At 58.6% G+C, this 26,433-nt stretch carries 27 protein-coding genes; 8 read left to right on the top strand and 19 right to left on the bottom strand.

The features are described 5' to 3' along the window. Positions 1 to 25: 25 nt before the first annotated feature. A complete protein-coding gene (locus tag F1529_RS01860; RefSeq protein WP_155131621.1) occupies positions 26 to 412 on the bottom strand; it encodes an OsmC family protein in 387 nt (128 codons plus the stop codon). 97 nt (positions 413 to 509) lie between these two features. Here F1529_RS01860 and F1529_RS01855 point away from each other — a divergent pair, with 97 nt between their 5' ends. Then, positions 510 to 1,457, top strand: a complete 948-nt coding sequence (locus F1529_RS01855; protein WP_155131618.1) for a pirin family protein — start codon at positions 510 to 512, stop codon at positions 1,455 to 1,457. 131 nt (positions 1,458 to 1,588) lie between these two features. Here F1529_RS01855 and F1529_RS01850 read toward each other — a convergent pair whose 3' ends face one another. The 7 genes from F1529_RS01850 to F1529_RS01820 form a co-directional block, all read right to left on the bottom strand. Further along, the gene (locus F1529_RS01850; protein WP_155131615.1) at positions 1,589 to 2,302 is read right to left on the bottom strand and encodes a DUF4397 domain-containing protein; all 714 of its coding nucleotides are present in this window, start codon (positions 2,300 to 2,302) and stop codon (positions 1,589 to 1,591) included. A gap of 109 nt (positions 2,303 to 2,411) precedes the next feature. Next, positions 2,412 to 3,173 (bottom strand): DUF4397 domain-containing protein, encoded by a 762-nt coding sequence (locus F1529_RS01845; protein ID WP_155131613.1) that lies wholly within the window; start codon positions 3,171 to 3,173, stop codon positions 2,412 to 2,414. Then, a complete protein-coding gene (locus tag F1529_RS01840) occupies positions 3,170 to 4,291 on the bottom strand; it encodes an AI-2E family transporter (RefSeq protein ID WP_155131610.1) in 1,122 nt (373 codons plus the stop codon). The genes F1529_RS01845 and F1529_RS01840 overlap by 4 nt, the downstream gene beginning before the upstream one ends. 80 nt (positions 4,292 to 4,371) lie before the next feature. Next, positions 4,372 to 5,349, bottom strand: a complete 978-nt coding sequence (locus tag F1529_RS01835; RefSeq protein WP_155131607.1) for a calcium/sodium antiporter — start codon at positions 5,347 to 5,349, stop codon at positions 4,372 to 4,374. 161 nt (positions 5,350 to 5,510) lie between these two features. Then, positions 5,511 to 8,579 (bottom strand): efflux RND transporter permease subunit, encoded by a 3,069-nt coding sequence (locus F1529_RS01830; RefSeq protein ID WP_155131604.1) that lies wholly within the window; start codon positions 8,577 to 8,579, stop codon positions 5,511 to 5,513. 3 nt (positions 8,580 to 8,582) lie between these two features. Continuing rightward, complete coding sequence (locus F1529_RS01825; RefSeq protein ID WP_155131601.1) at positions 8,583 to 9,647, bottom strand: efflux RND transporter periplasmic adaptor subunit; 1,065 nt, start codon at positions 9,645 to 9,647, stop codon at positions 8,583 to 8,585. Positions 9,648 to 9,920: 273 nt separating this feature from the next. After that, complete coding sequence (locus F1529_RS01820; RefSeq protein ID WP_007149511.1) at positions 9,921 to 10,367, bottom strand: Dps family protein; 447 nt, start codon at positions 10,365 to 10,367, stop codon at positions 9,921 to 9,923. A 306-nt stretch (positions 10,368 to 10,673) separates the two neighbouring features. Here F1529_RS01820 and F1529_RS01815 point away from each other — a divergent pair, with 306 nt between their 5' ends. From F1529_RS01815 to F1529_RS01800, 4 genes are all read left to right on the top strand, one after another. After that, positions 10,674 to 11,348, top strand: a complete 675-nt coding sequence (locus F1529_RS01815; RefSeq protein ID WP_155131598.1) for a hemolysin III family protein — start codon at positions 10,674 to 10,676, stop codon at positions 11,346 to 11,348. 100 nt (positions 11,349 to 11,448) lie between these two features. After that, the gene (locus tag F1529_RS01810) at positions 11,449 to 11,760 is read left to right on the top strand and encodes a metalloregulator ArsR/SmtB family transcription factor (protein ID WP_155131595.1); all 312 of its coding nucleotides are present in this window, start codon (positions 11,449 to 11,451) and stop codon (positions 11,758 to 11,760) included. Continuing rightward, positions 11,757 to 12,197 carry a YeeE/YedE family protein gene (locus tag F1529_RS01805; protein ID WP_155131592.1) on the top strand — a complete coding sequence of 147 codons (441 nt, stop codon included), beginning with the start codon at positions 11,757 to 11,759 and terminating at the stop codon, positions 12,195 to 12,197. The genes F1529_RS01810 and F1529_RS01805 overlap by 4 nt, the downstream gene beginning before the upstream one ends. After that, positions 12,194 to 12,619, top strand: a complete 426-nt coding sequence (locus tag F1529_RS01800; RefSeq protein ID WP_290493555.1) for a YeeE/YedE family protein — start codon at positions 12,194 to 12,196, stop codon at positions 12,617 to 12,619. Before F1529_RS01805 ends, F1529_RS01800 begins: the two co-directional genes overlap by 4 nt. A gap of 222 nt (positions 12,620 to 12,841) precedes the next feature. Here the strand turns inward: F1529_RS01800 and F1529_RS01795 are convergent, their stop codons facing one another. Further along, the gene (locus F1529_RS01795) at positions 12,842 to 13,321 is read right to left on the bottom strand and encodes a glutathione peroxidase (protein ID WP_155131589.1); all 480 of its coding nucleotides are present in this window, start codon (positions 13,319 to 13,321) and stop codon (positions 12,842 to 12,844) included. Positions 13,322 to 13,476: 155 nt separating this feature from the next. Continuing rightward, the gene (locus F1529_RS01790) at positions 13,477 to 14,151 is read right to left on the bottom strand and encodes a type 1 glutamine amidotransferase domain-containing protein (RefSeq protein ID WP_155131586.1); all 675 of its coding nucleotides are present in this window, start codon (positions 14,149 to 14,151) and stop codon (positions 13,477 to 13,479) included. A gap of 122 nt (positions 14,152 to 14,273) precedes the next feature. Between F1529_RS01790 and F1529_RS01785 the strand changes: the two genes are divergently transcribed. Then, entirely contained in the window at positions 14,274 to 15,626 is a 1,353-nt protein-coding gene (locus F1529_RS01785; RefSeq protein ID WP_155131583.1) for a deoxyguanosinetriphosphate triphosphohydrolase, read from the top strand. 86 nt (positions 15,627 to 15,712) lie between these two features. On the opposite strand, the gene F1529_RS01780 is transcribed toward F1529_RS01785, so the two are convergent. The 3 genes from F1529_RS01780 to F1529_RS01770 all read right to left on the bottom strand — a co-directional run bounded on the left by F1529_RS01780 (position 15,713) and on the right by F1529_RS01770 (position 19,561). Beyond that, positions 15,713 to 16,363, bottom strand: coding sequence for a hypothetical protein (locus F1529_RS01780; RefSeq protein WP_155131580.1), 651 nt, complete (start codon positions 16,361 to 16,363; stop codon positions 15,713 to 15,715). Between the two features lie 40 nt (positions 16,364 to 16,403). Beyond that, the gene (locus tag F1529_RS01775; RefSeq protein ID WP_155131577.1) at positions 16,404 to 18,590 is read right to left on the bottom strand and encodes a hypothetical protein; all 2,187 of its coding nucleotides are present in this window, start codon (positions 18,588 to 18,590) and stop codon (positions 16,404 to 16,406) included. 209 nt (positions 18,591 to 18,799) lie between these two features. Further along, the gene (locus tag F1529_RS01770; RefSeq protein ID WP_370456931.1) at positions 18,800 to 19,561 is read right to left on the bottom strand and encodes an alpha/beta fold hydrolase; all 762 of its coding nucleotides are present in this window, start codon (positions 19,559 to 19,561) and stop codon (positions 18,800 to 18,802) included. Between the two features lie 98 nt (positions 19,562 to 19,659). Between F1529_RS01770 and F1529_RS01765 the strand changes: the two genes are divergently transcribed. Next, positions 19,660 to 20,856, top strand: coding sequence for a helix-turn-helix transcriptional regulator (locus F1529_RS01765; RefSeq protein ID WP_155131574.1), 1,197 nt, complete (start codon positions 19,660 to 19,662; stop codon positions 20,854 to 20,856). Here the strand turns inward: F1529_RS01765 and F1529_RS01760 are convergent. From F1529_RS01760 to F1529_RS01740, 5 genes are all read right to left on the bottom strand, one after another. Beyond that, positions 20,795 to 21,331 (bottom strand): NUDIX hydrolase, encoded by a 537-nt coding sequence (locus F1529_RS01760; protein WP_155131571.1) that lies wholly within the window; start codon positions 21,329 to 21,331, stop codon positions 20,795 to 20,797. The genes F1529_RS01765 and F1529_RS01760 overlap by 62 nt on opposite strands. Positions 21,332 to 21,447: 116 nt before the next feature. Then, a complete protein-coding gene (locus F1529_RS01755) occupies positions 21,448 to 22,350 on the bottom strand; it encodes an endonuclease/exonuclease/phosphatase family protein (protein WP_155131568.1) in 903 nt (300 codons plus the stop codon). A 3-nt stretch (positions 22,351 to 22,353) separates the two neighbouring features. After that, positions 22,354 to 22,989, bottom strand: coding sequence for a thiol:disulfide interchange protein DsbA/DsbL (locus F1529_RS01750; protein WP_039926666.1), 636 nt, complete (start codon positions 22,987 to 22,989; stop codon positions 22,354 to 22,356). A gap of 167 nt (positions 22,990 to 23,156) precedes the next feature. After that, entirely contained in the window at positions 23,157 to 23,810 is a 654-nt protein-coding gene (locus F1529_RS01745) for a cytochrome c (RefSeq protein ID WP_155131565.1), read from the bottom strand. Positions 23,811 to 23,833: 23 nt separating this feature from the next. Then, positions 23,834 to 24,127 carry a cytochrome c5 family protein gene (locus F1529_RS01740; RefSeq protein ID WP_039926665.1) on the bottom strand — a complete coding sequence of 98 codons (294 nt, stop codon included), beginning with the start codon at positions 24,125 to 24,127 and terminating at the stop codon, positions 23,834 to 23,836. A gap of 340 nt (positions 24,128 to 24,467) precedes the next feature. Here F1529_RS01740 and yihA point away from each other — a divergent pair, with 340 nt between their 5' ends. Further along, a complete protein-coding gene (gene yihA, locus F1529_RS01735; protein WP_155131562.1) occupies positions 24,468 to 25,079 on the top strand; it encodes a ribosome biogenesis GTP-binding protein YihA/YsxC in 612 nt (203 codons plus the stop codon). A 972-nt stretch (positions 25,080 to 26,051) separates the two neighbouring features. On the opposite strand, the gene F1529_RS01730 is transcribed toward yihA, so the two are convergent. Then, positions 26,052 to 26,384, bottom strand: coding sequence for a Na+/H+ antiporter subunit G (locus F1529_RS01730; protein ID WP_039927428.1), 333 nt, complete (start codon positions 26,382 to 26,384; stop codon positions 26,052 to 26,054). Positions 26,385 to 26,433: the final 49 nt, after the last annotated feature.

Raw genomic sequence — 26,433 nt, 5'->3', positions numbered from 1 at the left:
GCCAAAAGCCGGGCCAAATCGCCGCTTATTTCCACGTGCTGGTAATGGCAACGCCCTGCCGCACCGTTTTGGTTACCGGGGTTTTGGCGGCGATCTCCAGCAAACGCTGCCGCTGCTCATCGCTGAGTGGCGCACTGCAGACCAGGATACGGTCGATGTGCTCGCCACCGTCCTCATCCCGGTAAAAATCCAAACGCACATCAATATCACCCAGCTCCCAGCCTTTACGCTCGGCATACATACGCAAGGTAATCGAGGTGCAGGCACCGAGCCCGGACAGCAATAGTTCATACGGGTTGGGGCCACTATCTTCGCCCCCCATTGCCGCGCCCTCATCGGCACTGAGGCGATGCTGGCGTACGTTGATTTGCTGGGCATAATGATGGTGGCTGTGAAGGCTGACTGTGGCCATAAGGCGCGTCCTTTCCCTTGCTTTCCATTGTTGTCACCGCGTTCCATACTCGAAGCATAGTCACGCCCCGCATCTGGACTATGCCACGGAGACAGCCATGAGCAATACCCACGCCAGCGGCGAAACGGTGGAATGCCCCAACCTTGCCAGCCAGCCTACCCTGACGCCCGTGGATTCGCGCAAAAGCATCCTCGGCAGCGGCCTGCCCATCATTCGGCATTTGCCCAGCCGCTCACAGCGGCTCATTGGCCCCTGGTGTTTCCTCGACCACATAGGCCCCACCGACCTGACCCCCGATAATGCAGTCGATGTAGGCACCCATCCGCACATCGGGCTACAGACCGTGACCTGGTTATTTGAGGGCGCACTGCTACACAAGGACAGCCTGGGTTATGAGCAAGTAATCGCCCCCGGCCAGCTGAATCTGATGACCGCCGGCCATGGCATCTGCCATTCCGAGGAAAGCCCGCCGGGATTCAGCGGCCCCATGCACGGCCTGCAATTCTGGATCGCGTTGCCCGCCGAGCATGAGGATATCCCGCCGGCCTTTGCCCACCACACTGACCTGCCCCAGTGGCAACAGGATGGCGCCGACATCACCCTGGTGGTGGGCGAGCTGGCCGGGCGCCGTTCTCCAGCGACGGTTTTCTCGCCACTGGTGGGCGCCGATATTGTTGCCGCACAAGCCTGCCGACTGACCTTGCCCATCCCTGCGGATTTTGAGCTGGGGCTGTGTATCAATGAAGGCCATGCGGAACTGGAAGGAAAAACCCTGGAGAGCGGCGAGCTCTACTATCTGGGGCAGGGCCGCGAGACTCTGGTCCTCACTCTCTCGGCCGGCAGCCGCATCATGCTGCTGGGCGGCGAGCCGCTGGGACAGCCTGTGTTGTTATGGTGGAATTTTGTCGGTCGAGATCAGGAGCGGCTGCAGCAGGCGGTGATCGACTGGCAACAATGGCCCAACGATCGCTTTGGCGAGGTCTCCGCCTACCAGGGAGCACCGTTGACAGCGCCCACGCTGGATCCGTCGGTGCGATTGAAATAAGCGCGGGGTAGATCGCCCTCCCCGGTAGGTCGAATTAGCCTGAAAGGCGTAATCCGACATTCAGCGATGAGGCAAATAGCAAGGTGGGTTGTCGGCTTACGGCTACGCCCTAAGCCGACTTACACAATCAATTAACTGCCTTCAACCTGCTGGCAGAACATCGCCATGTCGGGATCAGCAAACCCTTTGTGAGTAATGATGGCATCGTAAACCTTGCCTGCCTGAACCGGACAAGACACCGTCGCAATCAGGCTGTCATCCGCAGCATCTTTCACTTCCACTTCCAGACGGCTGCTACCATTGGGGGTATCCGAAAAATAAGCTGTGGCTTTGCCATACTGCAGATCTGGAATTGTGCCGATAGAGAAAGCAATGCCTGCCTGCTGACTCATGGCATGAATAAAGCGCACCCCAACGTTTGATGCCATCACAGAAGGCGTCTCTTGACGGAAAGCGTTCAGTAGCGGAGAGCTGTCTGCCAAATCCCCCATCAAGACGAGGGTGTAATTCCCACCCGCTGCCAGCGATATGTCTTTATCCGGTAAATCCACAGTGCTTCTGCGTGGCTGAAAATTGACGGTTTCGTTATCGGCATCCAGTTTCAGGTTCATCCCGCCTTGTTCATCGGTGGAATACCCCACATCTTCAAACAGCGGGTCTGAGGCCTTATTGGTGACCACATCCACACGAATACTTGCTGCATCCGGAGCGGTAAAATCCGTCAGCTGATTGTGGAAATAGAGACTGGCTGGTGCACGCAGCAAATCTTCCACGTCATCATCGTCACCGCCACAGCCGGACAAGACTACTGCGCTGGCTACCGCCAGCATTCCGATCATTCGCATAGATCCTCCCGAGGCAAACGCGAAAGGGGCATCGTAATCATACCGATGCCCCGTTTTTTGGTATTGGTTGGCAGTTCAGAGGTTTTTCGTAGTGAGAAGTTCCCGCCGCTCAGTTACTGAACGGCTGGCAGTACAGGGAAATCTGGTCGTCATCGCTGTCGAATTCCGTGTACGCAATAATGGCATCGTAGCTGCGGCCGCTGCTGACGCTGCAACTCACATCATCGATGATCACGCCCTGGGTTTCGTTGTTGACGGTCACTGCCAGGTTGCTACCCGCACTCAGGGATACGTAGCTGCTGCCATCGCCATATTCCAGTCCACTGACCAACGCCTGGCCACCGGGGGCGCTACCGCTGGCGGTGACGCTCAGCTCATCGCCGGACAGACGCGACAATGTGTTGATAAAGCGCACCCGAATCTGCCCGCTACCCACATCCATTCTCTGGTGGCTGAACGTTTTCAACTGGCGGTTATCCAAGGTGGTATCGCCCATCAAAACCACTGTGTAGCGATTGCCCCCGGTCAGCGTCCGGTTGATCGGGCCGTTAACCAGAGTGCTGCCAGAGTTAACCCCGCGGGCATCGAACGCCACGGACTCGCTGTCATCATCCAGTTCCAGGCTGTTAGAGCTCACGCTGCCCCGGGTGGTGTAGGCCACACCACTCTCCACCGCAGTGGTCTGGTTATCCACGAACAGATCCACGGTGATATCGTCTTCACTGCCCCCGCCCACTTGGGTGAGCTGGTTATGGAAGTAAAGCTGGGCGCTGTCGCTGGAGGAAAAAAGGCCGCCATCGTCGTCTTCATCACAGCCAAAGGCGGACAACCCGGCCACTGAAGCCGCCAGCACCAATCGTAGAAAAATCATCGTTCCTCACTCCCGGAAGGGGTCTCATCCGGTTCGCTTTCGACCGGTAACGCAGGCACACCTTCCTCGTTAAATTCACGGATAAAGATACCCCAGAACGCCACGAAAAGGGCAGCCAGCAAAGGCCCCACCGCAAACCCGGTTATCCCGAACATGGCCAGCCCGCCCAAGGTGGAAAACAACACCACATAGTCGGGCAGCTTGGTATCGCGACCCACCAGAATCGGGCGCAGCAGATTGTCTACCAGACCGATGACGAACACCCCGAACAGAATCAGGATCGTCGCCTCCTTCATGTCACCTACGGCGTAGAGGTACAGTGCCACGGGGAACCAGATCAGGCCCGCGCCCACCGCCGGAATCAACGACAGCACGGCCATCACCACGCCCCACAACAAGGCCCCGGGAATGCCCAGCCACCAGAAGATCAGGCCACCCAGCGCACCCTGGGTAATCGCTACCAACAGGTTACCCTTAATGGTGGCACGGGTGACTTCGGCAAACTTGGCAACCAGCAACTTTTCACGCTCATCGCCCAGCGGCAACGCGCGAATCAGCATGGCTACCATGGAGTCGCCATCGCGGATCAGGAAAAACGCCAGGTACAGCATCAGGCCCAGGTTGAGGAAAAACTGGAAGGTGTTCTGCCCCACCGCCAGCGCCCGCTTGGCAAGGAACTGGCCCGCCCCGGTAAAGGCTTTGACCGCCTGTTCCTTGATTTTCTCCAGGTCCACATCAAAACGTTCTGCCAGCGACTGCACCCCCGGGAAGGCGTGCTTGATCTTGTCCACATAGCTGGCCAGATCAATTTCCCCACTTTGCACTTTCTGGAACAGGCCAACGCCTTCGGATACAAACGACGTGGCCACCGCCAGCACTGGAATCACTACTAACACCACGCACAATAGCAAGGTGAACAGCGCCACCAGGTTGCGCCGTTGCGGCCAGCGGGCCAGCAACCTTTTGTGGAAAGGATAGAAAATAACGCTAATGGCGCAGGCCCAGAAAATGGGCGCGAAGAAAGGCTGAATCAGCAGGGCAAAGACGGCGCTGACCGCCACCAGGGAGAACAGAAAAGCGCGCTGCTCCAGTTTTTCCGATATTCCTGTATCCCGCATACCCTGCCGCTTCCTTGTCTTTCGTCATTAGGTGTCATGCTATTAGCATCAGTGTCGGCCACTGCTTACGCCGGCGGGGATCAGCCCCCCGTCAGCATAGTCGACCCCAGATAGGCCATGTACGCCACATAAACCACCAGCAAGGCGATGCCGTTGTTCCGGGTAATTTGCCCTTTGCGCCCCCACAGGCCAAAACCCATGACGAACAACACCAGCGTCAGCCCCATCATCAGGGACCAGTCACGCTGCAGGACCCCCGCATCCACCGACATGGGCTTGATAGCGCCAGCGATACCCACCACCGCCAGGGTGTTAAACAAATTCGAGCCTAGCACGTTACCAAAGGCAATATCGTGTTCCCCCTTGCGCACCGCCGCAATGCTGGAAGCCAGCTCCGGCAGGGAGGTGCCGATGGCAACAATGGTGAGGCCGATGATCAGGTCACTGACTCCCAGAGACTGGGCAATCAGCACCGCCCCCCAGACCAGCGCCCGGGAACTGACCACCAGCAGGATCAGGCCCACCACCAGCCAGAACAGGGATTGTTTCAGCGGCAGCGGATGCTCTGCCAGGTCGGTTTCTACTTCCCCGGCCAGCACGTCCCCCTTGCCAGTCATGGCGGCATAGATAGACCAACCCATCAGCACCGCCAGCACGCCAATCAATATCCAGGCGTCCATGCGGGAAATGTGCCCATCGATAAGCTGGTAACCCGCCAGCAAGGTGACCAGCGTGAGAATGGGCAGCTCTTTCTTGAGGATGGCGGAGTTCACCAGTATCGGGCTCATCACCGCTACCACCCCGAGAATCAGGGCGATGTTGGAAATGTTGGAACCGTAGGCATTCCCCAGCGCCAGTGACGGGTTGCCTTCCAGCGCCGCCAGCGCCGACACCACCATCTCCGGTGCCGAGGTGCCAAAGCCGACAATCAGCATGCCGATCAGCAACGGCGGCATGCCAGCGTGGGCGGCGGTGCCCGCCGCCCCTTCAACAAACTTGTCCGCACTCCATACCAGCAGTATCAGCCCGCCAATCACGGCGGCAATGGCCAGCAACATCGGCACTCCTTGGGATCATCAATTGTGGGATGGTCAATAATGTCAGGCGCGCACATTGTGGCAGAGAGGAGGGAGGCTGGCACCTCCGGAGACGCAACACGCATCACGCCCCATGCAGCACGCCACGAGGGGACGTGCTGCGTGAGGCATAGCCACGCTATTCAGACATGCTGGTCCTTACCGGGCTTGATGCCATAGACGAGGGTGTAGAGCACCGGAATCACGATCAAGGTCAGCACGGTGGCAAAGCCCAGGCCAAACATAATCACTACCGCCATGGATTCGAAGAACGCATCGAATAGCAGCGGCACCATGCCAAGGATGGTGGTAATCGCTGCCATACACACCGGCCTCACCCGTGAAATGGATGCCAGCACCACCGCGTCGAATGGCTCCCGGCTTTCCATTTCCAGCTTGATCTGTTCCACCAGCACAATGCCATTTTTTACCAGCATGCCGGACAGGCTGAGGAAGCCCAGCAGCGCCATGAAACCAAACGGCGCATTCAGTAACAGCAGCCCCATGGTCACCCCGATGATGGCCAGCGGCACCGTGGCCCAGATCACCAACGGCTGACGCAAGGAATCGAATAGCAACATGGTGATGATGAACATGAACAAGTAGCCCATGGGCAGGCTGCCAAATACAGCTTCCTGAGCATCCCGGGAGGCCTCGTACTCACCGCCCCAGGTGAGGGAATAACCCGGTGGCAGCTCAAGCGACTCAATCTCCGGGCGGATCCGCCGCAGAACATGATCGGCGGTTTCCTCACCCAATACATCCGGCTCTGCCTGCACAGTAAGCGTGCGCTTGCGGTCGCGGCGCATGATCAAGGCGTCTTCCCACTCGGTGTCAAAATCACCGACCACCTGGCTGATGGGGATATAGGTGGAATACACCGGCGACCACACCTGCACATCATTCAGGTTATTGGCGCTGAGCCGCTCATCATCCGGTGGCCGCGCCACGATGGGCAGCAGCTTACTGCCGTCGCGGTACAACCCCACGGTACGGCCACTGAAGTTGAGCGCCAGGGTATTATCCAGATCCTCGCGGCTAATCCCGGCACGGCGGGCCTGGGCTTCAAGAAACTGCGGCCGGATCACCTTTTCCTGCTGGCGCCAATCGTGGCGAATACTTTCCAGCGCTCCGTCATCAGCCATGATGGCCTGGGCCTTGAGCCCCAGATCGCGCAATATCTTCGGGTCCGGTCCGCTGAAGCGCGCTTCAATGGAAGCCGCCGGGCTCGGCCCGATCATCAAGCGCTTCACTTTGGCAAAGGCTTGCAGGTGTTCCTCACGAATCAAGTCACGGGTTGCCGCCAGGGCCGGATTAATACTCTCCCGGTCCTTCACCTGAACAATCAGCTGAGCATAGCTGGGATAACTCTTCTCTGGCGCATAAGGCAGCATGAAGCGCGCAGCCCCCTGACCAATGGTGCTGGTCACCTGGGTCACACTGTCCATCTCCAGCAGCGACGCTTCCAGCTCACTCACCGACTCACGGGTGGCGCGGATATCACTGCCCTGGGGCAACCAGTAATCCACCAGATACATAGGCGTATTGGAAGGAGGAAAGAAGGCCTGTTTGACGAAGCCAAAGCCCACCACCGCCACCACCAACAGCACAAACATGCCTGACAGGGTTAACACCCGGTGATGGATAGCGCGATCCAGCAGGCGGCGATAGAGCACAAACACCCGCCCCTTGTAGGGATCTTCCCCTTCACCGCCTTCGCCACCCACGTCCTTGTCACTGAAGAACTGCTCGGCAAAGAAGGGCACCAGGGTGATCGCGGTAATCCAGCTGAGCATCAGGGAGATCAACAGCACCCAGAACAGGCTATTGGTGTATTCCCCGGTGGAATCATCCGACAAGCCGATGGGCGCAAAGGCCATGATGGCAATCACCGTGGCCCCCAGCAGCGGCCAGATCGTCTGTTTCACCACCAGACTGGCCGCCTGTAATTTGGACAGACCACGTTTCATGCCTACCAAAATACCTTCGGTGACCACGATGGCGTTATCCACCAGCATCCCCAGCGCGATGATCAGCGCCCCCAGGGAAATCCGCTGCAGGTCGATGGCCATCATCTTCATGAGAATGAAGGTACCCAGGATAGTCAGCAGCAATACGCCGCCCATCAGCACCCCAGAACGCAAGCCCATGAATACCAGCAGCACGGCAATCACAATGGCCACCGCTTCACCCAGATTGAGCATGAAGGCACTAACTGACTTATCCACTTCCTGGGGCTGATTATAGATTGTGGCCAGATCCATACCCACCGGGCGCTGGTATTGCAGCTCCTTGAGGCGCTGATCCACACGCGCTCCCACATCCACCACATTGATGCCGGAGGCAAAGGAAATACCCAGGGTCAGGGCCGGGCCGCCATTGAATCGATAAAGATGGTTGGGAACTTCGGCATACCCCCGCTCAATGGACGCCACATCACGCAGGTAAACCAGTTCATTCGCACCGGGCTCGGAAATCAGCAGGTTGCCCATGGCCTGAACAGAGGGGAACTCCCCGGTGGGGTAAATGCGAATGTACTCATTTCCCACCCGGACCTTGCCCGCCGGGTTCACGGTATTCTGGGTTTGCAGCAAGCCAAAGATGCGGTCCGGACTGATCCCCAGCGAGGCCAGGCGGGCACGGGAAATTTCCACCAGCACCTGCTCCTCGCGCTGGCCACCAATCGTCACCTTGCCAACCCCGTCCACCAACACCAGGTCACGGGTCAGGTAGTCAGCGTAATCCTGCAGCTCTTGATAGCTGTAACCCTCACCGGTAATAGCCATGAGGATGCCGTAAACATCACCAAAGTCATCAATCACCTGAATCGTGCCCGCCCCTGGCGGCAGCTGCGATTGCAGGTCGGTCATCTTGTTACGCAGCTCATCCCAGATCTGTTTTAACTCGTGCGCCTTGTATTTGGGTTTGATCTCCACCTGGATCTGGGACAGCCCGTTGCTGGAGATAGACGTGACGTTTTTCACGTAAGGCAAAGTCTGGATGGCCTTCTCAACCGGCAAGGTCACCTCTTCTTCCACCTGCCGGGGTGAAGCACCGCCATAATTGGTAATGACCATGGCGATCTTGAGGGTGAATTCCGGATCTTCCAGCTGCCCGAGGCGGGTAAAACTGATCACCCCGCCGACCAGCAGGATCACGGTGAACAACCAGCTCACCACTTTGTGGCGGATGCTGTACTCAGCGATATTCATTGATTACAGGCCCCGCTCTTTTACCAGTTCACGAACCTCCTGGCCTTCCTCGAGGTGGTGTACACCGGCGCTGACTACCTTGTCACCGGTTTCCAGCCCAGAGGTGATTTCAACACCATTGCCAGTCACCTGCCCGAGGGTGACCGGCACCGCCGACACCGTGCTGTCTTCCGGGTTGAACCGCCAAACATGGGCACTGTCCTTGCCATCCGGATTGAACACTGCCTCCACTGGCACCTGGGGCCAGGTGGTGGCTTTACGCATGATCTTGCTCAGATCAATAGCCACATCCACGCTCATTCCCGGCAGCACCAGAATGCCTTCCGGGTTGGGCATGGTCAGGGTAATGATGTAGGTCTGGGTACGATCGTCAGCGCTGGCCTCATGCTCCTTGTAGCTGGCCTTGAACACCTTGTCCGGGGCACCTTCAAAACTCAGCTCCGGCTGATAATCCTCACCATCCTTTTTCAGGTTCGCAAAGAAACGCTCGGAGACGGCAAACTCGATATCGATATTCTTGTCGCCCTGCAGGTAAAGAATGGGCTGCTTGGCCTGCACGAATTGGTAATTTTCGACTTCGGTGCGGGCTACCGTACCGCCGTAGGGGGCTTTCAAACGCGTGTATTTCACATTGTCCCGAGCCAGGCTCAGGGCGGCCTGGGCCTGCCGACGTTTGGCTTCAATTTCATCGAACTGAGCTTCAGAGATAACGCCCCGATCACGCAGGCTGATGCCACGCTGATACTGGCTTTCGGCCAGATCGTACTGGGCTTGCCGATCGGCCAGCTGGTTGCTGAAATCCGATGGGTCCAGCGCTGCCAGCAACTGCCCTTTCTTCACCTGCTCGCCCGCCCGCACCGGGAAACGCTCCAGCTGACCGGACACCCGGAACGCCAACTCGGACCCTTCGGTAGCCACCACCTTGCCCGGGTAGTGACGTAAAGCGCCATCGCCGCCGTTAACGACTTGCAGCTTTACCGGTTGCGGCATGGGAGCATCCTGCTGTGGCTCATCACTGCAGCCCCACAGGGCCAGCGCCAGGCCCAGGGTTACCCAAAAACGTTGCATCGTGCTCTCCCCGATCTAAAACGGTACTTGTTAGTACCAATTGTCGCACAAGTACGCGCGTATCAGGTGAAGCTTTTTCACCCGCAGCGAGATTTTGACCTTATCAGACGATGGGCGCGCAGGCGCTATCGGGCCAAGCGGCGAGCCAGGCAGGCTCAGACAGGGAACCGGCTCGGGAGCAAACCCGGGCCAACAAGCGATGCAGCACAAAAAGGGCCGACTGACGTCGGCCCCGGTAACGAGTAGAACACTGAATGTGTGCCCAGCGGGCGATCAGCCCAGATGGGCCGACAACATCCAGGCGGATTTTTCATGAATCTCGATGCGGTCACTGGCCACCGCGCCAGAGCCTTCATCTTCATGCTCGCCTGCCAGTTTCAATACTCGATTGGCACGCTCGGCCACCGTGCGGTGGTCCGCGGCCAGCTCCTTGATCATGCCGGACGCATCCGGATCGCCCGTGGCGTCCTCCACCGTGGATAACTTGGCAAACTCCGCATAGCTGCCCGGCGCCTTCCAGCCCAGCGCGCGAATTCGCTCGGCAATGGTGTCTACCGCCTCCGCCAGCTCGGTGTACTGCTGTTCGAACAGCAGGTGCAGGCTATGAAACATGGGGCCGGTTACATTCCAATGGTATTTGTGGGTCTTGAGATAAAGGGTGTAACTCTCGGCCAGTAACTTGCTCAGCTCTTCCGCGACCTGCTTGTTGTGTTCAATCATGGAGTGTCTCCTTTTCCAGTATTGTCCTTGCCCGCAGTGCCTAGCAGGCTGCTGTTTGCCGGGACTACCTAACACCATTGGGTCCGCAAAAGGCATTTCAATGGCAGCGCCCGTCCAGCCTCCTACTTTTGTTTCTTTACAATCAGACGCGCCGCCGTCACAGACGTTCCTGGACTGGCGAGGTATTTGCGTTATCGCGCACATAGGGAAATTCAATATGCCCCTCTGTCCGATTTGGCGCTTTACACTCAGGCCGGCGTCTCGGCATGATGCAACTTCTTCCCTCAACCGAAAGCAGATCCGCCAATGGCCGTAGCCCCTAATCCTGAACCGCCCTATTCGATTCTGGAGGAATGGCTCAATGGCCTGACCCATGGCATCGGCGCGGCGTTGAGTATTGCCGGCACGGTGATCCTGGTGGTGGCGGCCAGCCTGCTGGGGGACCCCTGGAAAATCGTCAGTTTCAGCATTTTCGGCGCCAGTCTGATTCTGCTTTACAGCGCCAGTGCGCTCTATCACAGCCTGCGTAGCCCGAAGTGGCGCGCCGTATTCAAAATGCTGGACCACTGCGCCATTTACGGCTTGATCGCGGGCACCTACACCCCCTTTCTACTGGTCAACCTGCGTGGCCAGACCGGCTGGATTTTGTTTGCCGTAATCTGGGCCCTGGCCCTCACCGGCATCGCCCTGAAAGCGCTCTATGGTCACCGCTTCAAGCTCATGCGGGTGGGCATTTACCTGGCCATGGGCTGGCTGATTCTGGTGGCCTCCAACGATCTGACCAGCAAACTCAACGACACCGGCTTCTGGCTGATCCTGGCCGGCGGCATTACCTACACCGTAGGCGTCATCTTTTACCTGGCCGACCGGTTTATTCCCTTTAACCACGCCATCTGGCACCTCTTCGTCATGGGCGGCAGCCTCTGCCATTTCTTTGCGGTCTATTACGGAGTATTGCCGTTTACCGCACCAATCAGCTGACGCAAATCACATAAAATGAACATAATTCAAGAAAGTGCTTGTGATTGTCTCAACAAAAATATACTTTTTATTTAAATATATATTGTTGGATCCATGCACCATGCTCACTATCGACCCGGACGCCCTGCGCGACAACGCCGCCCAGGCCAGCCAGTTACTCAAAGCCCTGTCCCACCCAGATCGTCTGATGTTGCTATGCCGCCTCGCGGAAGGCGAGCGCAGCGTTAGTGAACTGGAGCCGCTCGTCGGGGTTTACCAACCCTCACTCTCCCAACAGCTGGGCATTCTGCGCCGCGAAGGGCTGGTTAGTAGCCGCCGGGAGGGCAAACAGATGTTCTATCAGGTCGCCAACCCGGACGCCCTGGCCGTGCTGAACGTGCTGTACCAACGCTTCTGCGGCGACACGCCATGAATATCGATTGGGAAGCCTTCACTCCCTGGACGTCCCTGGCTGGCGGCGCCTTGATTGGCCTGTCTGCCCTGCTTTTCCTGCACGCCAACGGGCGCATTGCCGGCATTAGCGGCGTTCTTGGTGGCTTGCTGAGCCCCGGCGGGGACGGTCGCCATTGGCGAGTGGCATTCGTGCTGGGACTGGTGCTGGCTCCGCTACTCTGGCGTCTGGCGGCGGACCTGCCACCGCTGGTCGTCGACGCGGACTGGCCACTGCTGATTGGTGCCGGTTTGCTGGTGGGCATCAGCACCCGCTACGGAGCCGGGTGCACCAGCGGCCACGGGGTCTGCGGCGTCTCCCGCCTGTCCCCGCGCTCACTGGTTGCCACACTGGCATTCATGGCCAGCGGGTTTGCCACCGTGTACGTGGTTCGTCACTTGCTGGGAGCGCCGCTGTGAACCGGTCAACACTCACCGCCTTCCTCAGTGGCCTGCTATTTGGCATTGGCCTGTTGCTGGCCGGCATGGCCAACCCGGCCAAGGTTCTGGCCTTTCTGGATATTGCCGGTCACTGGGACCCCTCCCTGGCTCTGGTGATGGGCGGTGCCATTCCGGTGTCAGCCATCGGCTTCTATCTGGCACGTCACCGCACCGCGCCACTGTTCAGCGAACGCTTTCAGCTACCCACCAACACCCGGCTGGACAAGCGTCTGGTGCTGGGTGCTCTGGGCTTTGGTGTGGGTTGGGGGCTGGCCGGCTTCTGCCCGGGCCCGGCGCTGGTTGCCCTGGGTAGCGGCAATCTCAAGGGCATAGTCTTCGTCGCCGCCATGCTCAGCGGGATGGTGATCTTTGAAAGGCTGGAAAAGCGCAAAAGCGGGTAAGGCACTCTGTCGGGCAGTCCTGCCCACGGCCCATGGAAGAAACTGTAGGAGTTCCCTTCCAGGGGACGAACCGAGCAACAGCGAGGGCTATCGCCTTCTGGACAACCCAAAAAACCGTCGCTATGGCCTCAGAGGAATTTCGCGCTTCGCGCGGTTCGTCCCCTGGAAGGGAACTCCTACAGGAAACCCGCACGATTTACTGCCCGCTGGTGGCATCCGGCTTCAGGCCAGCAGCTTCTCAATATCCTTGCGGATGGCTTCCGGCTTGTCCGTGGGCGCGTAGCGCTTCACGACTTTGCCATCCTTGCCCACCAGGAACTTGGTAAAGTTCCACTTGATGCCCTTGCTGCCCATCACGCCCGGCGCGGCTTTCTTGAGGTAATCGTACAGCGGGTGGGCGCCACTGCCATTCACGTCTACCTTGTCGAACATGGTAAAGCTGACACCGTAGTTCTTTTCACAGAAAGCACCGATTTCATCCGCCGCGCCCGGCTCCTGCTTGCCGAACTGGTTACACGGGAAACCAAGAATCTCCAGCCCCTTGGGCTGCAGGGTTTCATACAGACTTTCCAGTCCCTTGTACTGGGGGGTAAACCCGCATTTGCTGGCCGTGTTGACGATCAGCAACACCTTGCCCTGAAACTCGGACAAGGATTTTTCTTCACCACTCAAGGTGGTAGCGCTGTAATCATAGATCCCCATGTTCTCTCCTGACGATGAAACCCAAACAATGAATAATACGGCGCCCGCCGGGAGTGGCAACCACCACCGCCACTCACCACACACCACCAAGGCGGAGGCCTAACAATACGGCATGCCCTGGCGGCCTGCGAGAGCACATTGTCTATCGGCAGGCGCTATTCGCTGTAAAGCTGCGCGATCACCGCCTCGGCCACCACACGGCTGGACTGTGGGTTCTGCCCGGTGACCAGTTTGCCGTCCGTGACCGCATGGGGGGTGAAATCGTCCGCCAGATCGAGACGGGCACCCAGCTCTTCAAGCCGGGAGGCCAACAGAAACGGCATGATCTCATCCAGCCCCACTTCCCGCTCTTCGCTATTGGTAAAGCAGGCCAGCGTCTTGTTCTGCACCAGTGGCGCGCGCTCTTCATTGCGCAAGCCCACCAATGCGGCGGGGCCATGACACGCCGCCCCTAACAGGCCGCCCTGTGCCCAGGTCCGCTCCATGACGGCCGCCACCAGAGGGTTGTCCGGCATATCGAACATGGCGCCATGGCCACCGGGTACAAAGACACCGCAGTAGCCATCTTCCCAGACCGCTTCCAACTCCCGGGTATCCTGCAAGGCGGCAATGGCATCGGCCCAGGCCTCTTTCTCGCTGTCATCCGGCACCGAATTGGGATCCACCGGAATCTTGCCCCCTTTCGGGCTGGCCACCACCACGGGAATATTGTTTTCCCGGAACAACAAATACGGCACGGCAAATTCTTCCAGCCACAGGCCGGTCTGTTGCCCCTGGCCCATTTGCGATGCACTGGTGACCAATATCAGCAGCGGTTTATCCAGATTCATAAATGCCTCCGAAAATTCGCAACGAGAGATGCAATATGCACAGAGGGTGTGGCACAAAGTCGTCGCATGCAAGGATAGCCTGCGTGTAGCATGTTGCGTGCAAGCGTGTAGCGGGGAACCTCATGGATTGGCATCAATTACTGAACAAGGCCCGCCTGGGCGGACGCAGCGCCAAGGATGAAAGTGGTCGTACCGCCTTTCTGCGCGACCACGACAAGATCATTTTTTCCGGCGCCTTCCGGCGGCTGGCCCGCAAGACCCAGGTCCATCCGCTGGCCACCAATGACCACGTGCACAATCGCCTTACCCACTCGCTGGAAGTTTCCTGCGTGGGGCGCACTCTCGGTATTCGCGTGGGAGAACGCCTGCAACAGCGCCAGCTGCTCCCCGACACCGTCAGCGCCACCGATTTCGGCGATATTGTTCAGTCCGCCTGTCTGGCCCACGACATCGGCAACCCGCCCTTTGGCCACACCGGTGAGCGCGCCATTCGCGCCTGGTTTCAGGAACGGGGGCAACGGTTTCTGGATATGCTCCCCGCCCACCAGCAAAGCGATCTGACCTTTTTTGAAGGCAACGCCCAGGGCTTTCGCATCATTACCAAGAGCGAATATCACCAGTACGACGGCGGCATGCGCCTGACCTATGCGACCTTGGCCACCTTCCTCAAATACCCTTGGTTGTCCGCCGATGCCGGCGCCGCCAGCAGCAAACCGGGCAAGTACAGCGCCTTTGTATCGGAAACCGACGCCTTCCATGAAGTGGCCCTCGCCACCGGCCTGCTGGAACACAAACCCGGGCATTTCTGCCGCCACCCGCTGGCGTACTTGATGGAAGCCGCTGATGACTTTTGCTACGCCATCATTGATCTGGAAGATGGCCTGGAAATGGATCTTCTGCATTGGGATGAAGTGTACGCCTTGCTGCAACCGGCCCTGCCAGACAGCGAGGAAGTGCGCGAACTGATTCATTCGGATATCCGCGATGGCCGCAAAGCCGCCCTGCTGCGCGGCAAGATTATCGAACGATTTATCGAAGCAGGCGTAGAAGCGTTTGTAGCCAATCACGAGCGGTTACTGCAGGGTCGCATGGACGGCGACCTGATCAGCCACTGCGAACCAGCGGTGCGGGATGTGGTGGAAAATGCCAAACAACTTTCCCGCTCGAAAGTCTTCGAACATCCGCGAAAAATCGAACTGGAAATTGGTGCCTTTGAAGTGATGGGCGCATTACTGGATGGTTTGATAGAAGCCGCCGTATCCCATGCCTGCAACAGCACAAAAAACTATCGGCATGAACGCATTATCGATTTGATTGGCCGACACAGCTTTCCGGAAAACCTGGAGCAACTACCGGAACAGGAAAGAATTTATCAGTGCATCATGCGGGCACTGGATTTTCTGGCAGGCATGACGGACAACTACGCGACCTATTTGGCCAAGCAGTTTTCCGGGATGGCGGAAACACGCTACTAGCCGCCTGCTTTCCGCATCCCTGCAACGAAAAACGCCCTGACCAATCAGGGCGTTTCTCGTTTTCTACTCGTTTTAATCCTCGCAGCCTAGTCGGCCAGCCTTACACCCACTGCCACGAACGTCTCCAAACCGGAGGTACCGTCGCCTTCATCCAGGTCACCTCCTCCAGACGTGATGATCTTGCCATCAGAAGAGAGCGTGAAGGCTTCGGAGCCACCGTCGCTCCAGGTAACATTGAGCGTCTGCCCGGTTACGGACCAGGAACCGCCACCGGTTTCGTTATCATTCCAGGTATCAACATAGTGCTCACAGCTGAAACTCTCACCTTCGCCGCTACACTGATTGGCATCCAGACTGATAAACCGGCCCTGCTCACTGAACGTTTCGTTGAGCGAACCATCACTGTTGAACGTCAGATCGGCAGTGCCGCCGAAACGTTCCAGATTGGCACCCCCACCGTCATCCAGCTCGATGATACCGCCAGAAAAATACAGCTTGTAGGAAGCATCGCTAACGATGTCGTTCAGGTCTGCCACCTCACCGCTTGCTGCTTCAAGGGCGGTAATACGACTGTTGTTGTCGTTGATCGCAGTGATCAATGCCTGGAAATTGGCATCCACACCGGCCGCCGTTGCGGCCTGGCCGGATTGCGGTGCGGTATAACCAGTCACTTCACTTGCCATTGCGGTGGCGCTCATCACGGCTGCGGTGAGGCCTGTCAGGATTACTTTTTTCATGTCTCTTACCCTCTAAGGTTATGTCCTTTAACCAATGGCCTCACTGCCAGTTGGCTTGATCCCAGTTAAATTGATCCCAGACGGCGGCGGTGGGGCCGGATCCGTCTTCCACAAAGCTGACACTCACAGCACAGTCTTCAGTGATGACATCGGTGGTGTAGGTATTGCCCGCAAGCGTGCCGCCACAACCGGAGATCGTATTCACTTCAAAGCCTTCATCCGGCGTCACCGTCAGCTCGCGAGTCTCACCATGAACAATGTTTTCCAGGTTCTGCCCGACGATCATGCCGTTTTCGCCCTGCACCGTAGCCGTAACGGTGTACGTCTTCTGGGCAAAGCTGGCGGTTACCGAACAGGCTGCAGTGATCGTTGCCGTGGTGAAGGTGTTGCCATCCAGGGTTCCACCGCAGCCGTCCACCCCGGTGAGTTCATAGCCATCATCCGCAGATACGGTAAAGACCTGGGTCTGGCCGTGATCGACCATGGGGTTGGCTGGAGAGAAGGAACCATTGGCTGCAATCGTGGTGATCGGGTACTGAATGGGTTCGAATTCCACGGCAACCGTACAGGCACCGGTGATACCGGCCGTAGTGAAAGTCGTGCCATCCTGTGTGCCACCACAGCCACTGGCCACGGCAACCTGATGCCCCTCATCCGGGCTCAGTGCAAACGCGGTTGTGCTGCCGTGTTCGACCACCACCGTACCCGGGGACACCGTCCCGTTACCGGTCACCGCCGTGTTCACGGTATAGCTCAACAGGCTGAAGCTGGCGTCCACTTGGCAGGCTGACGTTATCGGCCCAACGGTGTATTCACCCGGCGACGCAGACGCAGCCACTTCACAGGCATCCCCCGTCACCGAATCCACCTGGAACCCGAAAGCCGGGGTGACCGTGAGCGTGCCATTCTGACCATGCGCCACCGTCAGGCTTTCCGGCTCGAAACTGCCGGTGCCGGCCGCCACATTGGTGGTTACCGCATATTCTTTTAGCGCGAACGCCGGCGTGATGGAGCAAGCGCCGACAATCGCTCCCGTGGTGTAGGTGGTGCCTGCCAGCGAACCGTCACAGCCTTCCACGCTGACAACGTCATAACCTTCATCCGCCACGATTTCGAACTGGGTGGTATCACCGTGATCCACCACCGCCGCCTCCGGCATCACCTGGCCACCGGTTACGCTGGTGGTGCTGACGGTGTACTCATTGATGGAAAAGGTAACGGACAGATCACACTCGCCTTCAAGTGCACTGGTGGTAAACGACTGGCCATCCAGCGAGCCGGCACAACCGGTTACTTCATCGATGCTGTAACCGGTATCCGGTGTCACCGTGAAGTTCGCACTGGCCCCGCCCAGCAAGGACACCGACGTGGGCGACACGCTGCCGTTGGCACCCGCACTGGCGGTTACCTCGAAGCTGGTCACGCCAAGTTCTTCGTTATCCTCGGCGTAGTCATTAATCGCGTCAGCCAGGTCCGCACTGCTGGTGGGCGGCAGGGTGCCGGCATTGTCCCCGATGGTGATCGCGCCCCCGTTTTTCTTGCCGTCAACGACGCCATCCGAAGCATCGTCGATCAGGGCAATCACCGTTTCAAACGGGTCCGTTGTGCCGCTCAGATTGTTGGCCTGGGTAGACAAGCCCCCCAGCACGGCAGCGTACTGTTTTGCCGCCGCATCATCGCCACTGGTAGCCGGCACCGTGGTCAGCGGATCAAAAGACACACCCAGCACGTCATCGAGCACATCGCGCCCGGCGTTCACGCCGTCTTCCAGCGATGCGCCAGCATTGGCAGCAAGATGCTCACGGGCGGAGCGCACCAACAGTTCGCTCAATGGCGTAACCGCAGCGGTTTGTGCGCCCTCAGGCAGGAAAGAATTAAGATTACCGGCCGTGACGTCAGCACCGGTTGCTTCATCCGTGTAGGTGCCGCCGCTGGATTCGATCAGCAGCGGTCGCGGCACAGAATCCGGCACCTGCACGGACCAGGAGCCATCCGCTTCGGTAACGATCGGGCCCGCTACCGCGTCGCCGGTTTTGTTGCCGGCCGCGTCCATGGCGTAAAGGTAAAGAGTTGCGCCCCCGACAGGGCCCTTGGTTACCGCACCGGCTACGGTGGATTTGGGCGCCGCTGGCGTCGATCCTCCTCCGCCACTGCTACCACCACCTCCGCCGCAACCAGCAATGGCCACCGCCACTGCCAGGCCGGCAATTCTGAATGTTCCCTTCATGTGTGATATCTCCGATCACCCCAGTTTTTTGGTAGAACACCAAACTAAACCGAAGCCACAAGAGCGCACATCACCCATATAGGGTATGAAAATAAAAAATAATGCCGACCCGAAATAACGAAAACACGCACAACGCAACCACCGCCCCACTCATCACCCATCAAGCCTGAGCGGTGCATAAACATGCGGTGGCGGCCAGCCACGCCTGCTTAACCGCAGGCCATCAACACCTTCGCAAGCGTATGCGCAAAAATGCCTGGCTGCTCCATTTGCGGAAAATGCCAGGTACCAGGCTGCAACCACTCGGTCACATGGGGCGCGCAACGCGCACGCGCGGCATCCCCGACAAGGTCGCCGTTGATTGCATGAATCGGGCATTGGATATCCGAAAAAGCCGCCTCCGGGGACCAGCGCAACAGGTCAGACCACAGTGGCAATATGGCCTCCTGACGCGCCGCAGCCATATCATTCTCCAGACTCTGCCTGGCCTGCCCACTCAAATCCGGCCCCGCATTGTTGGCAACCAGGTTGGCAATACCGGACGCAAAGTTTTCCTGAAAAGGCGTTTCAATCTGGCGTGCAGTGTCTTCGTCGAGATCCCCGTAGGGAATAACAAAGGCATCCACCAACACCACGGCTTTGACCGGCTTGAGTCGGGCCGCTTCCAGGACGACAGCACCGCCCATGGAATGCCCCACCAATACCGGATTGTCGATGCCGTCCAGCGCCGCCACCAGCGCCCGTGCCTGCGCCGTCACCGTCCAGGCCGGCAAGGTAACATCGCGCGCATCTCCATGGCCGGGCAGGTCCACGGCAATCAATCGCGTTCCATCCGGCGCCGAATCCAGCAGTGGCTGCCAGTGCTTGCGGTTGCAGGTCCAGCCATGCACCAACACCACAGGCTGCGTGCCGTTACCGGCTTCGGTGACCGGCAAAGCCTGTCCATCGTCGATTGTCAGGGTGGATTCCACCGGTTTCTCCTGTTCACGAAATTGTGATCGAGTTTGTTTACATTCAATTTTCGACCGAGATCGGATAAGTTAGAGATTCACAAGGGGAACAACAACTCATGACTCAGCCAATCTTGGATGGATTGCTGGGCAACGAGCGCGGGGACCTGCTCGACACCCTGTATGAGGCGCCACAGGCTCCTGATGCCTGGCCGCGTTTCCTTGCGCAAGCCGTCAGCGCGACCCGGTCACGTTCTGCCCGCATGCTGGTGCTTGATCGCCGGGCACAGACTGTACTGTCCAGCATCAAGCACAACATTGATGACAGTGATCACCAGGCCTACGTGGATCACTACGTGAACGCCTGCCCGTGGCGCCCGGAATTGAAGGACAAACCTCCCGGCCAGCTGTACTCCACCTTTCTCGATTTTTCCTGTCGGCAAAAGGCCTTCTACAACACCGAATTCTACAATGACTGGGCCCGCACCCAGGATATCCACCATGGCGTGTGCGGCACCGTCTGGCAGGATGAAGACCATACCGTGCAGCTGCTGATTCAACGCACCCGGGATCAGGGCCACTACACCCGGGAAGAAACCGACCAGATCAATGACCTGGTCATGCATGTGCGCCGTGCCGTGCGGCTGCAGACCCAATTCAGCGCGCTCAAGCACCAGCAGCAGGCCCTGGAGCAGGCCCTGGACATTCAGGCACAGCCCTTTGCCCTGCTCGATGCGCAAGGCACCCTGGTGTATATCAGCCAGGAGGCGGAGCAACTGGTGGCCTCGCACCCTCACATGGCGCTGGAAAAACACAGACTGACCTTCCTGGATTCCCGGCGACAGTGCGCGCTTTTACAGCAACTGGCCCAGGTCACTCACCCCAATCCGGCCCTGCGAGGCAGCGGCGAAGTCATTGCCATTCCGCTCAACAGCCACCTGACAACCCGCTGCCTGGTGTCCCCCATGCATCCCCATGCAGCCCCCAGCGGCTTCAATACGCACCCCACCCCCCTGGCCATTGTCTATTTCCAGGACCCATTGGGTGATATCGATATCGACCTGGACAGCCTGATGCAGCTGTTTGATCTGTCAGAAGCCGAAGCCCGGGTCGCCGCAGGCATTGCCCAGGGCCAGTCGCCACAACAGATTGCCGACAGCCATTTTCTGTCGGTGCATACCGTGCGTACCCAGCTCAAAAGCACCTTCCAGAAAACCGGCACCATGCGCCAGTCCGAGCTTGCCAAGTTAATGCTCACTTCCCCTGCCGCCCGGCGCTGGCGCCGCCCCCCTGTGAATCTGAGCTGCTCTGCATAGCCTGGCGGGCCACCTTCAAAAACAGATCAAACTGGTACGCAAAGCGCCAGTCGGCCCGGCGTAAATCCGCCAGGGAGTACCAGCCGATATCACTGACCTCCAGGCGGGCCGCCGCCGGCAACGACAGCGGCACCTCCTCCGGCAAAGGCTCGGCGGGCATGCAACGATAGAGATGGAAGCCGTTCTTCATCACCTGCAAACGCTCCCCCACCAAAACCTGCACCCCCGTTTCTTCCAGGGTTTCCCGGTGCGCCGTGCATTGGGCCAGCTCTTCCGGCTCCAGGGTCCCACCGGGCACCCCCAGCTTGCCGCCCCAGCGATGGGTGATTAGCAACACCTGCTGGTCACGGACGATCAGGCAGCCGGCATTGGCCCGCCGGTCATCTTCCTGCCCGGGCACACGGGGGCAATCCGCCAGCACCTGCAGGGGCAGCCATATCAGGAAAAAAATTATCAGGGCGCGGGAATTCATCATGGATACAGCCTGCCCCGTCACGATGACGGTGTCATGGCATTTTGGCGCAGGAAAGAGGAACGATCACAGCACCACGATCCCCCTTCTTCCTTCCTTTCGCCTTCCTTCTGCAGACTTCAGCTGATCAGCGGCAGGCGATGCTCCCGGGTGGCCGCGACAACCTCATCAGGAATGACGATTTCCGTGGCCAGGGGCAGGTGATCCGACAGCAGGCAGTCGGTCAGCACACGGGTGTGCCGGCTTTCCAGATCCGGCGACAGCAGGATGTGATCGATATGGCGGTCCGGCGCCCAACTGGGGTAAGTGTTGAGGTTATCCGCCTGCACGGTCTGCAACCCCAGGGCTGCCAGCGGCGAATTATCCAGATGAGTCAGGCGGCAATTGAAGTCGCCCATCATCACCAGGTACTTGTAGTCCGCCAACAAGCGGGCCAGGTAGGACAACTGGGTATTGCGCACCTTCTCACCCAGCGCCAGGTGCGCCACGACCACAACCAATGGCTGGATCGGGTGGCCGTACTTGATCACGATGGCACCGCGACCGGGCAACCCGGGCAATCGGTGGTCGGTGATTTCAAACGGCTGGTGTCGGCTGAGAAAGCCATTACTGAACTGGCCAAGGCGGCCAAGATTACGGTTCAACTGCTGATGCCAGAAGGGAAAATCGGCCATGGACGCCAGGTGCACCAGCTGGTTCATGTTGCGCGAACGCAGGCTGCCGCCATCCACTTCCTGCAGCCCCACCACATCAAAGTGGCTTAGCACCTCGGCGATCTGCTCGATGGTTTCCACGCTGCGCGGATGCGCCACCAGATGCTTCCAGCTACCGGTGATGTAATCACCGAATTTCTGGCTGCCGATGCCTGCCTGGATATTGAAGCTCATCAGCTTCACGGTATCCGGTGGCAGTAACACTTCCCGGGTCTGGCGGGTCTTTCTTACGCCTTGCCTGGCGAAGGAAAAGCCCGCAGGGCGGGCTTTCCAGTCACGATAGGCCAGTCTGGCACGGTCCAGCAGCATGTATCAGCTGCCTTTCTTTTCCTTGTTCGCCAGGTACTCAATCACGGCGAACAACTCTTTATCGCTCTTCAGGTTCTCACGCAGCACCAGGTACTTGCCGTTCACCACGAAGTTCGGCACCCCGGGGATCTGGTATGCCTTGGTCAGCGCGTCGGCCTGACGGATCTTGGTGGACACGCCGAAGGAACCGTACAGCTTGTTGAACTCGGCAGGCTCCACATCGTACTTGCGGAAGAAATTGGCCAGCGCCGGCTCATTGAACAGGGGCTCACGGTGCTTGTGGATCGCGTCGAACAGCGGACCGTGGATTTCATCTACCAGGCCCAGGGCTTCTTCCACGTAATAGGCACGGGCCAGCGGCTCGGCATTACGCAGGAACAGCACCGGGGTGCGCACATAGTTGATGTAATCGGGTTTGGTTTTCAGCCAGGCGTTAACCGAAGGCTCCAGGGAATAGCAATGCGGGCAGGCATAGGAAAAGAATTCCCGCACTTCCACCTTGCTGGGGTCATCCACGGTGCCCGGTACATCCAGAATCTTGTAGTGGGTATCAACCGCAAAACGGGTGTGGTCCTCAGCGGCAGCAACTCCGGTCGCCAGCCCCAGGCTCAGCAGCAAAGCCGTCACAATGCGAAACATGCAATCCTCTCCTTTCTTGTTGGTTTCCGCCCACTGAGACAACCCGGACGGCATTTTTCTCCCTGGATGAGTGCAATCGACACTCAATCAGAGCCATATCTTTTCATGTTGGCCATAAAAAAGGCAGCCCGCAGGCTGCCTTTTCTACAAACCGTAACCCAACCGCCCTATTTGGACAGCCCGGAGATGAAGCTTGCTACGGCCTTAATCTGGGTATCGGTCATTTTCGCCGCCACCGTCTGCATCATGCCCGGCGCATCGTTATCCGAGTCATTGGTGCGCTTGATGATGCCGTCGCCCAGATCGTTACGACCTGCCGCACGGAAGGCCTTCAGCTGGTCTTCCAGGTATTGGGCGTTCTGGCCAGCCAGATGCGGGTACTTGGCCGCATCAATGCCCTGACCCGCCGGGCCATGGCAACCGGAACAGGCCGGAATGCCGTTGGCCATGTCGCCACCACGGTAGAGCTTTTCACCCTGCTCCACCCAGTCAGCGCTGGCCTGCCCGGCTTCCGGGGTCAGGCTGGCGTAGAAGGCCGCCACGTCCTGCATGTCCTGCTCGCTCATGCCGGCCACCTGGCCTTGCATAACGGCGTTTTCACGGGTGCCGGACTTGAAATTTTCCAGCTGCTTAACCAGGTACTCTTCCCCCTGGCCAGCCAGTTTCGGGTACGTCCCGGTAAGGGTCTTGTTACCATCCTGACCGTGACACGCGGCGCAGGGGGCGGCTTTTGCTTTGCCTGCCTCAGCATCACCGGCCGCCATGGCCTGGGTGGCTGCCACAGCAGCAGCCATCAGCACGAACAGTTTGAAAAACTTCATGGCCTATCCTTCAGTACAGCGTCTTATTTGCTTTTGGACATGTACTCAATCAGAGCACGGTATTCTTCGTCGCTACAGTCGTTGCACATGCCTTTTGGCGGCATGGCGTTGAACCCTTCCTTGACGTGTTTCACCAGCGTATCCATACCTTTATCCAGGTGTGGCTTCCAGGCGGCTTCATCATGGGAAATCGGCGCTCCAGCAGCACCGGAGGCATGACAGAATGTACAGCTGCTGTTGTAACGTTCCTCTACAGTCGCTGCACTGGCAGCCCCCGTAACCAGAACCATTGCAAGACCTGCTACAAAACCCTTCATACGCTACCTCTGCTATGCTGGCGTCGCCGCTGGCGAAGTCCGTTTGCCGCTACCGGCAAACCGTTGTAGAACGTCGGCCGCCCTCAACATACCGCTAAATATGCCGTTAAGGGGCAAGCGGCCGGGATTATATACCAGTCCGGTGGGCGCCGTCATATTCCATGTGAAGGGTAGGGGTATAGTCCGGTCAAGTCACGCCCGCACCAGCAAAACAGCGGCAATAAAAGACGAAAGTGCCCATACTCTGCGCACTCATTTGCTCCACCGCACGGCTATGCATTGCCAGCCGCATGCCAGACAGCAAGAATAGCCCCCTGACGTGACCCAAAGGCACTTTGCTATGCCCCTGCACCCCATGGAAAAAATGCTCCACCAGGCCCTGTTCCTGCAGAGCGCCCAGCGCCTGGACCAATGCCCGCCCGATGAAGGGCTGGAAGTGGCTTTTGCCGGACGCTCCAACGCCGGCAAGTCCAGCGCCATCAACCGCCTCACCAGCCAGCGCACCCTGGCGCGGACGTCCAAAACCCCGGGGCGGACCCAGCTATTGAACTTCTTCCAGCTGGACGAGGAACGCCGCCTGGTGGATCTGCCCGGCTATGGCTACGCCAAAGTGGCCAAAAGCACGCGCAATGAATGGCAACAGCACCTGGACCATTACCTGTCTGAACGCCAGGCGCTGGTGGGCCTGGTGCTGATGATGGACATCCGCCACCCACTCAAGGATTTCGACCTGCTGATGCTGGAATGGTCGGCCCAGGCCAACATGCCCATCCATATCCTCATGACCAAGGCAGACAAACTGAAATTCGGCGCCGCCAAGTCCACCCTGCTGCAAGTGAAAAAACAGCTCAAGGATCACCCGGCCCCGCTGTCCCTGCAGCTGTTCTCCGCCACCAATGGCACCGGCTGTGACGAAGCCTGGGACAAACTGGCCGAATGGCTGGAAGTATAGAGAAACGCTGCACGCGGTACGCTTCATGCAACAGGCAGAACAACGCCGCGCGTGGGGCGTGCTGGCATGTTGCGGGGGATAAAAAAATCCCTGGCAGCAATCTTGGGGGAAGGGAACGACTGTGCTGCCAGGGAGGCTTGCCACCCTGGCCTCTTTGGGGGAAAAGGCCAGGGTTATACAGCGACGGATCGGTGAGGGTACTGGGGGATCGGGGGTTCCAATCCGTCGCTATGTAGTGAGAGTGCGCCTTTTGCGAAAAAGTTCCAGCCCCTGAAAGTATTTTTCTTCTCAGCTGTCGATCTGCGTCACAAAACTGGCGCATTACGGCATATGCCGCCCGGGTCCCAGGCAGGCAAAACCCTGCCCATGCACGGACAAAGCGTCTATCTCGCTGATCACTAACAGGTAATTGGCGGGGGAGATAAAACTGGCACAGCGCTTGCTTACTCTTTAACCAGCAGGCCCAATAACCTGCAGCCGGCAGAAATGTCAGGCAAAAAAAATCCCTGGCAGCAATCTTGGGGGAAGGGAACGACTGTGCTGCCAGGGAGGCTTGCCGCCCTGATTTCGGGGGAGAAATCAGGGACTCCAAAAAACTACGGATCAGCGAGGGTACTGGGGGATCGGGGGTGCCAATCCGTAGCTATCAATAGGACCGCCGCTTTTTTCGGAAAGTTCCAGGCGGTTTTATCTTTTACAAATTTTACCTTCCAGCCCAACAGCCCTCCGTAGGAGCGTCGCTGGCGGCGCGATAATCCCAGTTTCGAGGTACGAGAAGCGAAAACCAAGACTTCCAGTGAAGGGTTTTGATTTTCGAAACTCGCTTCTCGTTACTCGTCTCTTTCGGGAATCGCGCCGCCACCGAGCGCAGCGAAGGAACGCCCGCAGGGCGGCCCGAAGGGTGAGCGTAGCGAATAACCGACGCTCCTACGGTATGGGTATGCGCCTGGCAGCTAGAAGTTCGCCGCTCTCCTACTGCTTCCAGGGCTCTCCCCGTGTGCCTTTCATCCGCTTCAACTGCCGGTGCATGGCCGCCTTGGCCAGCATGTGCGCCGACACCGGGGCGGTGATGAACAGGAACAGGGTAATCAGCACTTCATGCAGCTGCAGCCCACGCTCCTGCCAGGAAAAGAACAGTAGCGACGCCACGATCGTGCCGCCCACGCCCAGGGTAGTGGCCTTGGTCGGGCCGTGCAACCGGGTATAGAAATCCGGCAACCGGGCCAGCCCAATGGACCCCACCAACGCAAACACTCCACCAATAATCACACTGGCCGACACCAGCCACTCAATCAGAGAATCCATGAACACCTCGCTTACAGGCAACACGCATCACGCAACAACGCGACCACCC

The organism is Alcanivorax sp. VBW004 (assembly GCF_009718865.1).
In the GTDB taxonomy this organism is placed as follows: domain Bacteria; phylum Pseudomonadota; class Gammaproteobacteria; order Pseudomonadales; family Alcanivoracaceae; genus Alcanivorax.
Note: the sequence above shows the minus strand (reverse complement) of the source record. Positions and strands in the feature narration are given on the sequence as shown.

Excerpts from the sequence above, each read along its gene's own strand:
- F1529_RS01860 (WP_155131621.1), bottom strand. The coding sequence starts at position 412 with ATGGCCACAGTCAGCCTTCACAGCCACCATCATTATGCCCAGCAAATC.
- F1529_RS01855 (WP_155131618.1), top strand. The coding sequence starts at position 510 with ATGAGCAATACCCACGCCAGCGGCGAAACGGTGGAATGCCCCAACCTT.
- F1529_RS01850 (WP_155131615.1), bottom strand. The coding sequence starts at position 2,302 with ATGCGAATGATCGGAATGCTGGCGGTAGCCAGCGCAGTAGTCTTGTCC.
- F1529_RS01845 (WP_155131613.1), bottom strand. The coding sequence starts at position 3,173 with ATGATTTTTCTACGATTGGTGCTGGCGGCTTCAGTGGCCGGGTTGTCC.
- F1529_RS01840 (WP_155131610.1), bottom strand. The coding sequence starts at position 4,291 with ATGCGGGATACAGGAATATCGGAAAAACTGGAGCAGCGCGCTTTTCTG.
- F1529_RS01835 (WP_155131607.1), bottom strand. The coding sequence starts at position 5,349 with ATGTTGCTGGCCATTGCCGCCGTGATTGGCGGGCTGATACTGCTGGTA.
- F1529_RS01830 (WP_155131604.1), bottom strand. The coding sequence starts at position 8,579 with ATGAATATCGCTGAGTACAGCATCCGCCACAAAGTGGTGAGCTGGTTG.
- F1529_RS01825 (WP_155131601.1), bottom strand. The coding sequence starts at position 9,647 with ATGCAACGTTTTTGGGTAACCCTGGGCCTGGCGCTGGCCCTGTGGGGC.
- F1529_RS01820 (WP_007149511.1), bottom strand. The coding sequence starts at position 10,367 with ATGATTGAACACAACAAGCAGGTCGCGGAAGAGCTGAGCAAGTTACTG.
- F1529_RS01815 (WP_155131598.1), top strand. The coding sequence starts at position 10,674 with ATGGCCGTAGCCCCTAATCCTGAACCGCCCTATTCGATTCTGGAGGAA.
- F1529_RS01810 (WP_155131595.1), top strand. The coding sequence starts at position 11,449 with ATGCTCACTATCGACCCGGACGCCCTGCGCGACAACGCCGCCCAGGCC.
- F1529_RS01805 (WP_155131592.1), top strand. The coding sequence starts at position 11,757 with ATGAATATCGATTGGGAAGCCTTCACTCCCTGGACGTCCCTGGCTGGC.
- F1529_RS01795 (WP_155131589.1), bottom strand. The coding sequence starts at position 13,321 with ATGGGGATCTATGATTACAGCGCTACCACCTTGAGTGGTGAAGAAAAA.
- F1529_RS01790 (WP_155131586.1), bottom strand. The coding sequence starts at position 14,151 with ATGAATCTGGATAAACCGCTGCTGATATTGGTCACCAGTGCATCGCAA.
- F1529_RS01785 (WP_155131583.1), top strand. The coding sequence starts at position 14,274 with ATGGATTGGCATCAATTACTGAACAAGGCCCGCCTGGGCGGACGCAGC.
- F1529_RS01780 (WP_155131580.1), bottom strand. The coding sequence starts at position 16,363 with ATGAAAAAAGTAATCCTGACAGGCCTCACCGCAGCCGTGATGAGCGCC.
- F1529_RS01775 (WP_155131577.1), bottom strand. The coding sequence starts at position 18,590 with ATGAAGGGAACATTCAGAATTGCCGGCCTGGCAGTGGCGGTGGCCATT.
- F1529_RS01765 (WP_155131574.1), top strand. The coding sequence starts at position 19,660 with ATGACTCAGCCAATCTTGGATGGATTGCTGGGCAACGAGCGCGGGGAC.
- F1529_RS01760 (WP_155131571.1), bottom strand. The coding sequence starts at position 21,331 with ATGATGAATTCCCGCGCCCTGATAATTTTTTTCCTGATATGGCTGCCC.
- F1529_RS01755 (WP_155131568.1), bottom strand. The coding sequence starts at position 22,350 with ATGCTGCTGGACCGTGCCAGACTGGCCTATCGTGACTGGAAAGCCCGC.
- F1529_RS01750 (WP_039926666.1), bottom strand. The coding sequence starts at position 22,989 with ATGTTTCGCATTGTGACGGCTTTGCTGCTGAGCCTGGGGCTGGCGACC.
- F1529_RS01745 (WP_155131565.1), bottom strand. The coding sequence starts at position 23,810 with ATGAAGTTTTTCAAACTGTTCGTGCTGATGGCTGCTGCTGTGGCAGCC.
- F1529_RS01740 (WP_039926665.1), bottom strand. The coding sequence starts at position 24,127 with ATGAAGGGTTTTGTAGCAGGTCTTGCAATGGTTCTGGTTACGGGGGCT.
- yihA (WP_155131562.1), top strand. The coding sequence starts at position 24,468 with ATGCCCCTGCACCCCATGGAAAAAATGCTCCACCAGGCCCTGTTCCTG.
- F1529_RS01730 (WP_039927428.1), bottom strand. The coding sequence starts at position 26,384 with ATGGATTCTCTGATTGAGTGGCTGGTGTCGGCCAGTGTGATTATTGGT.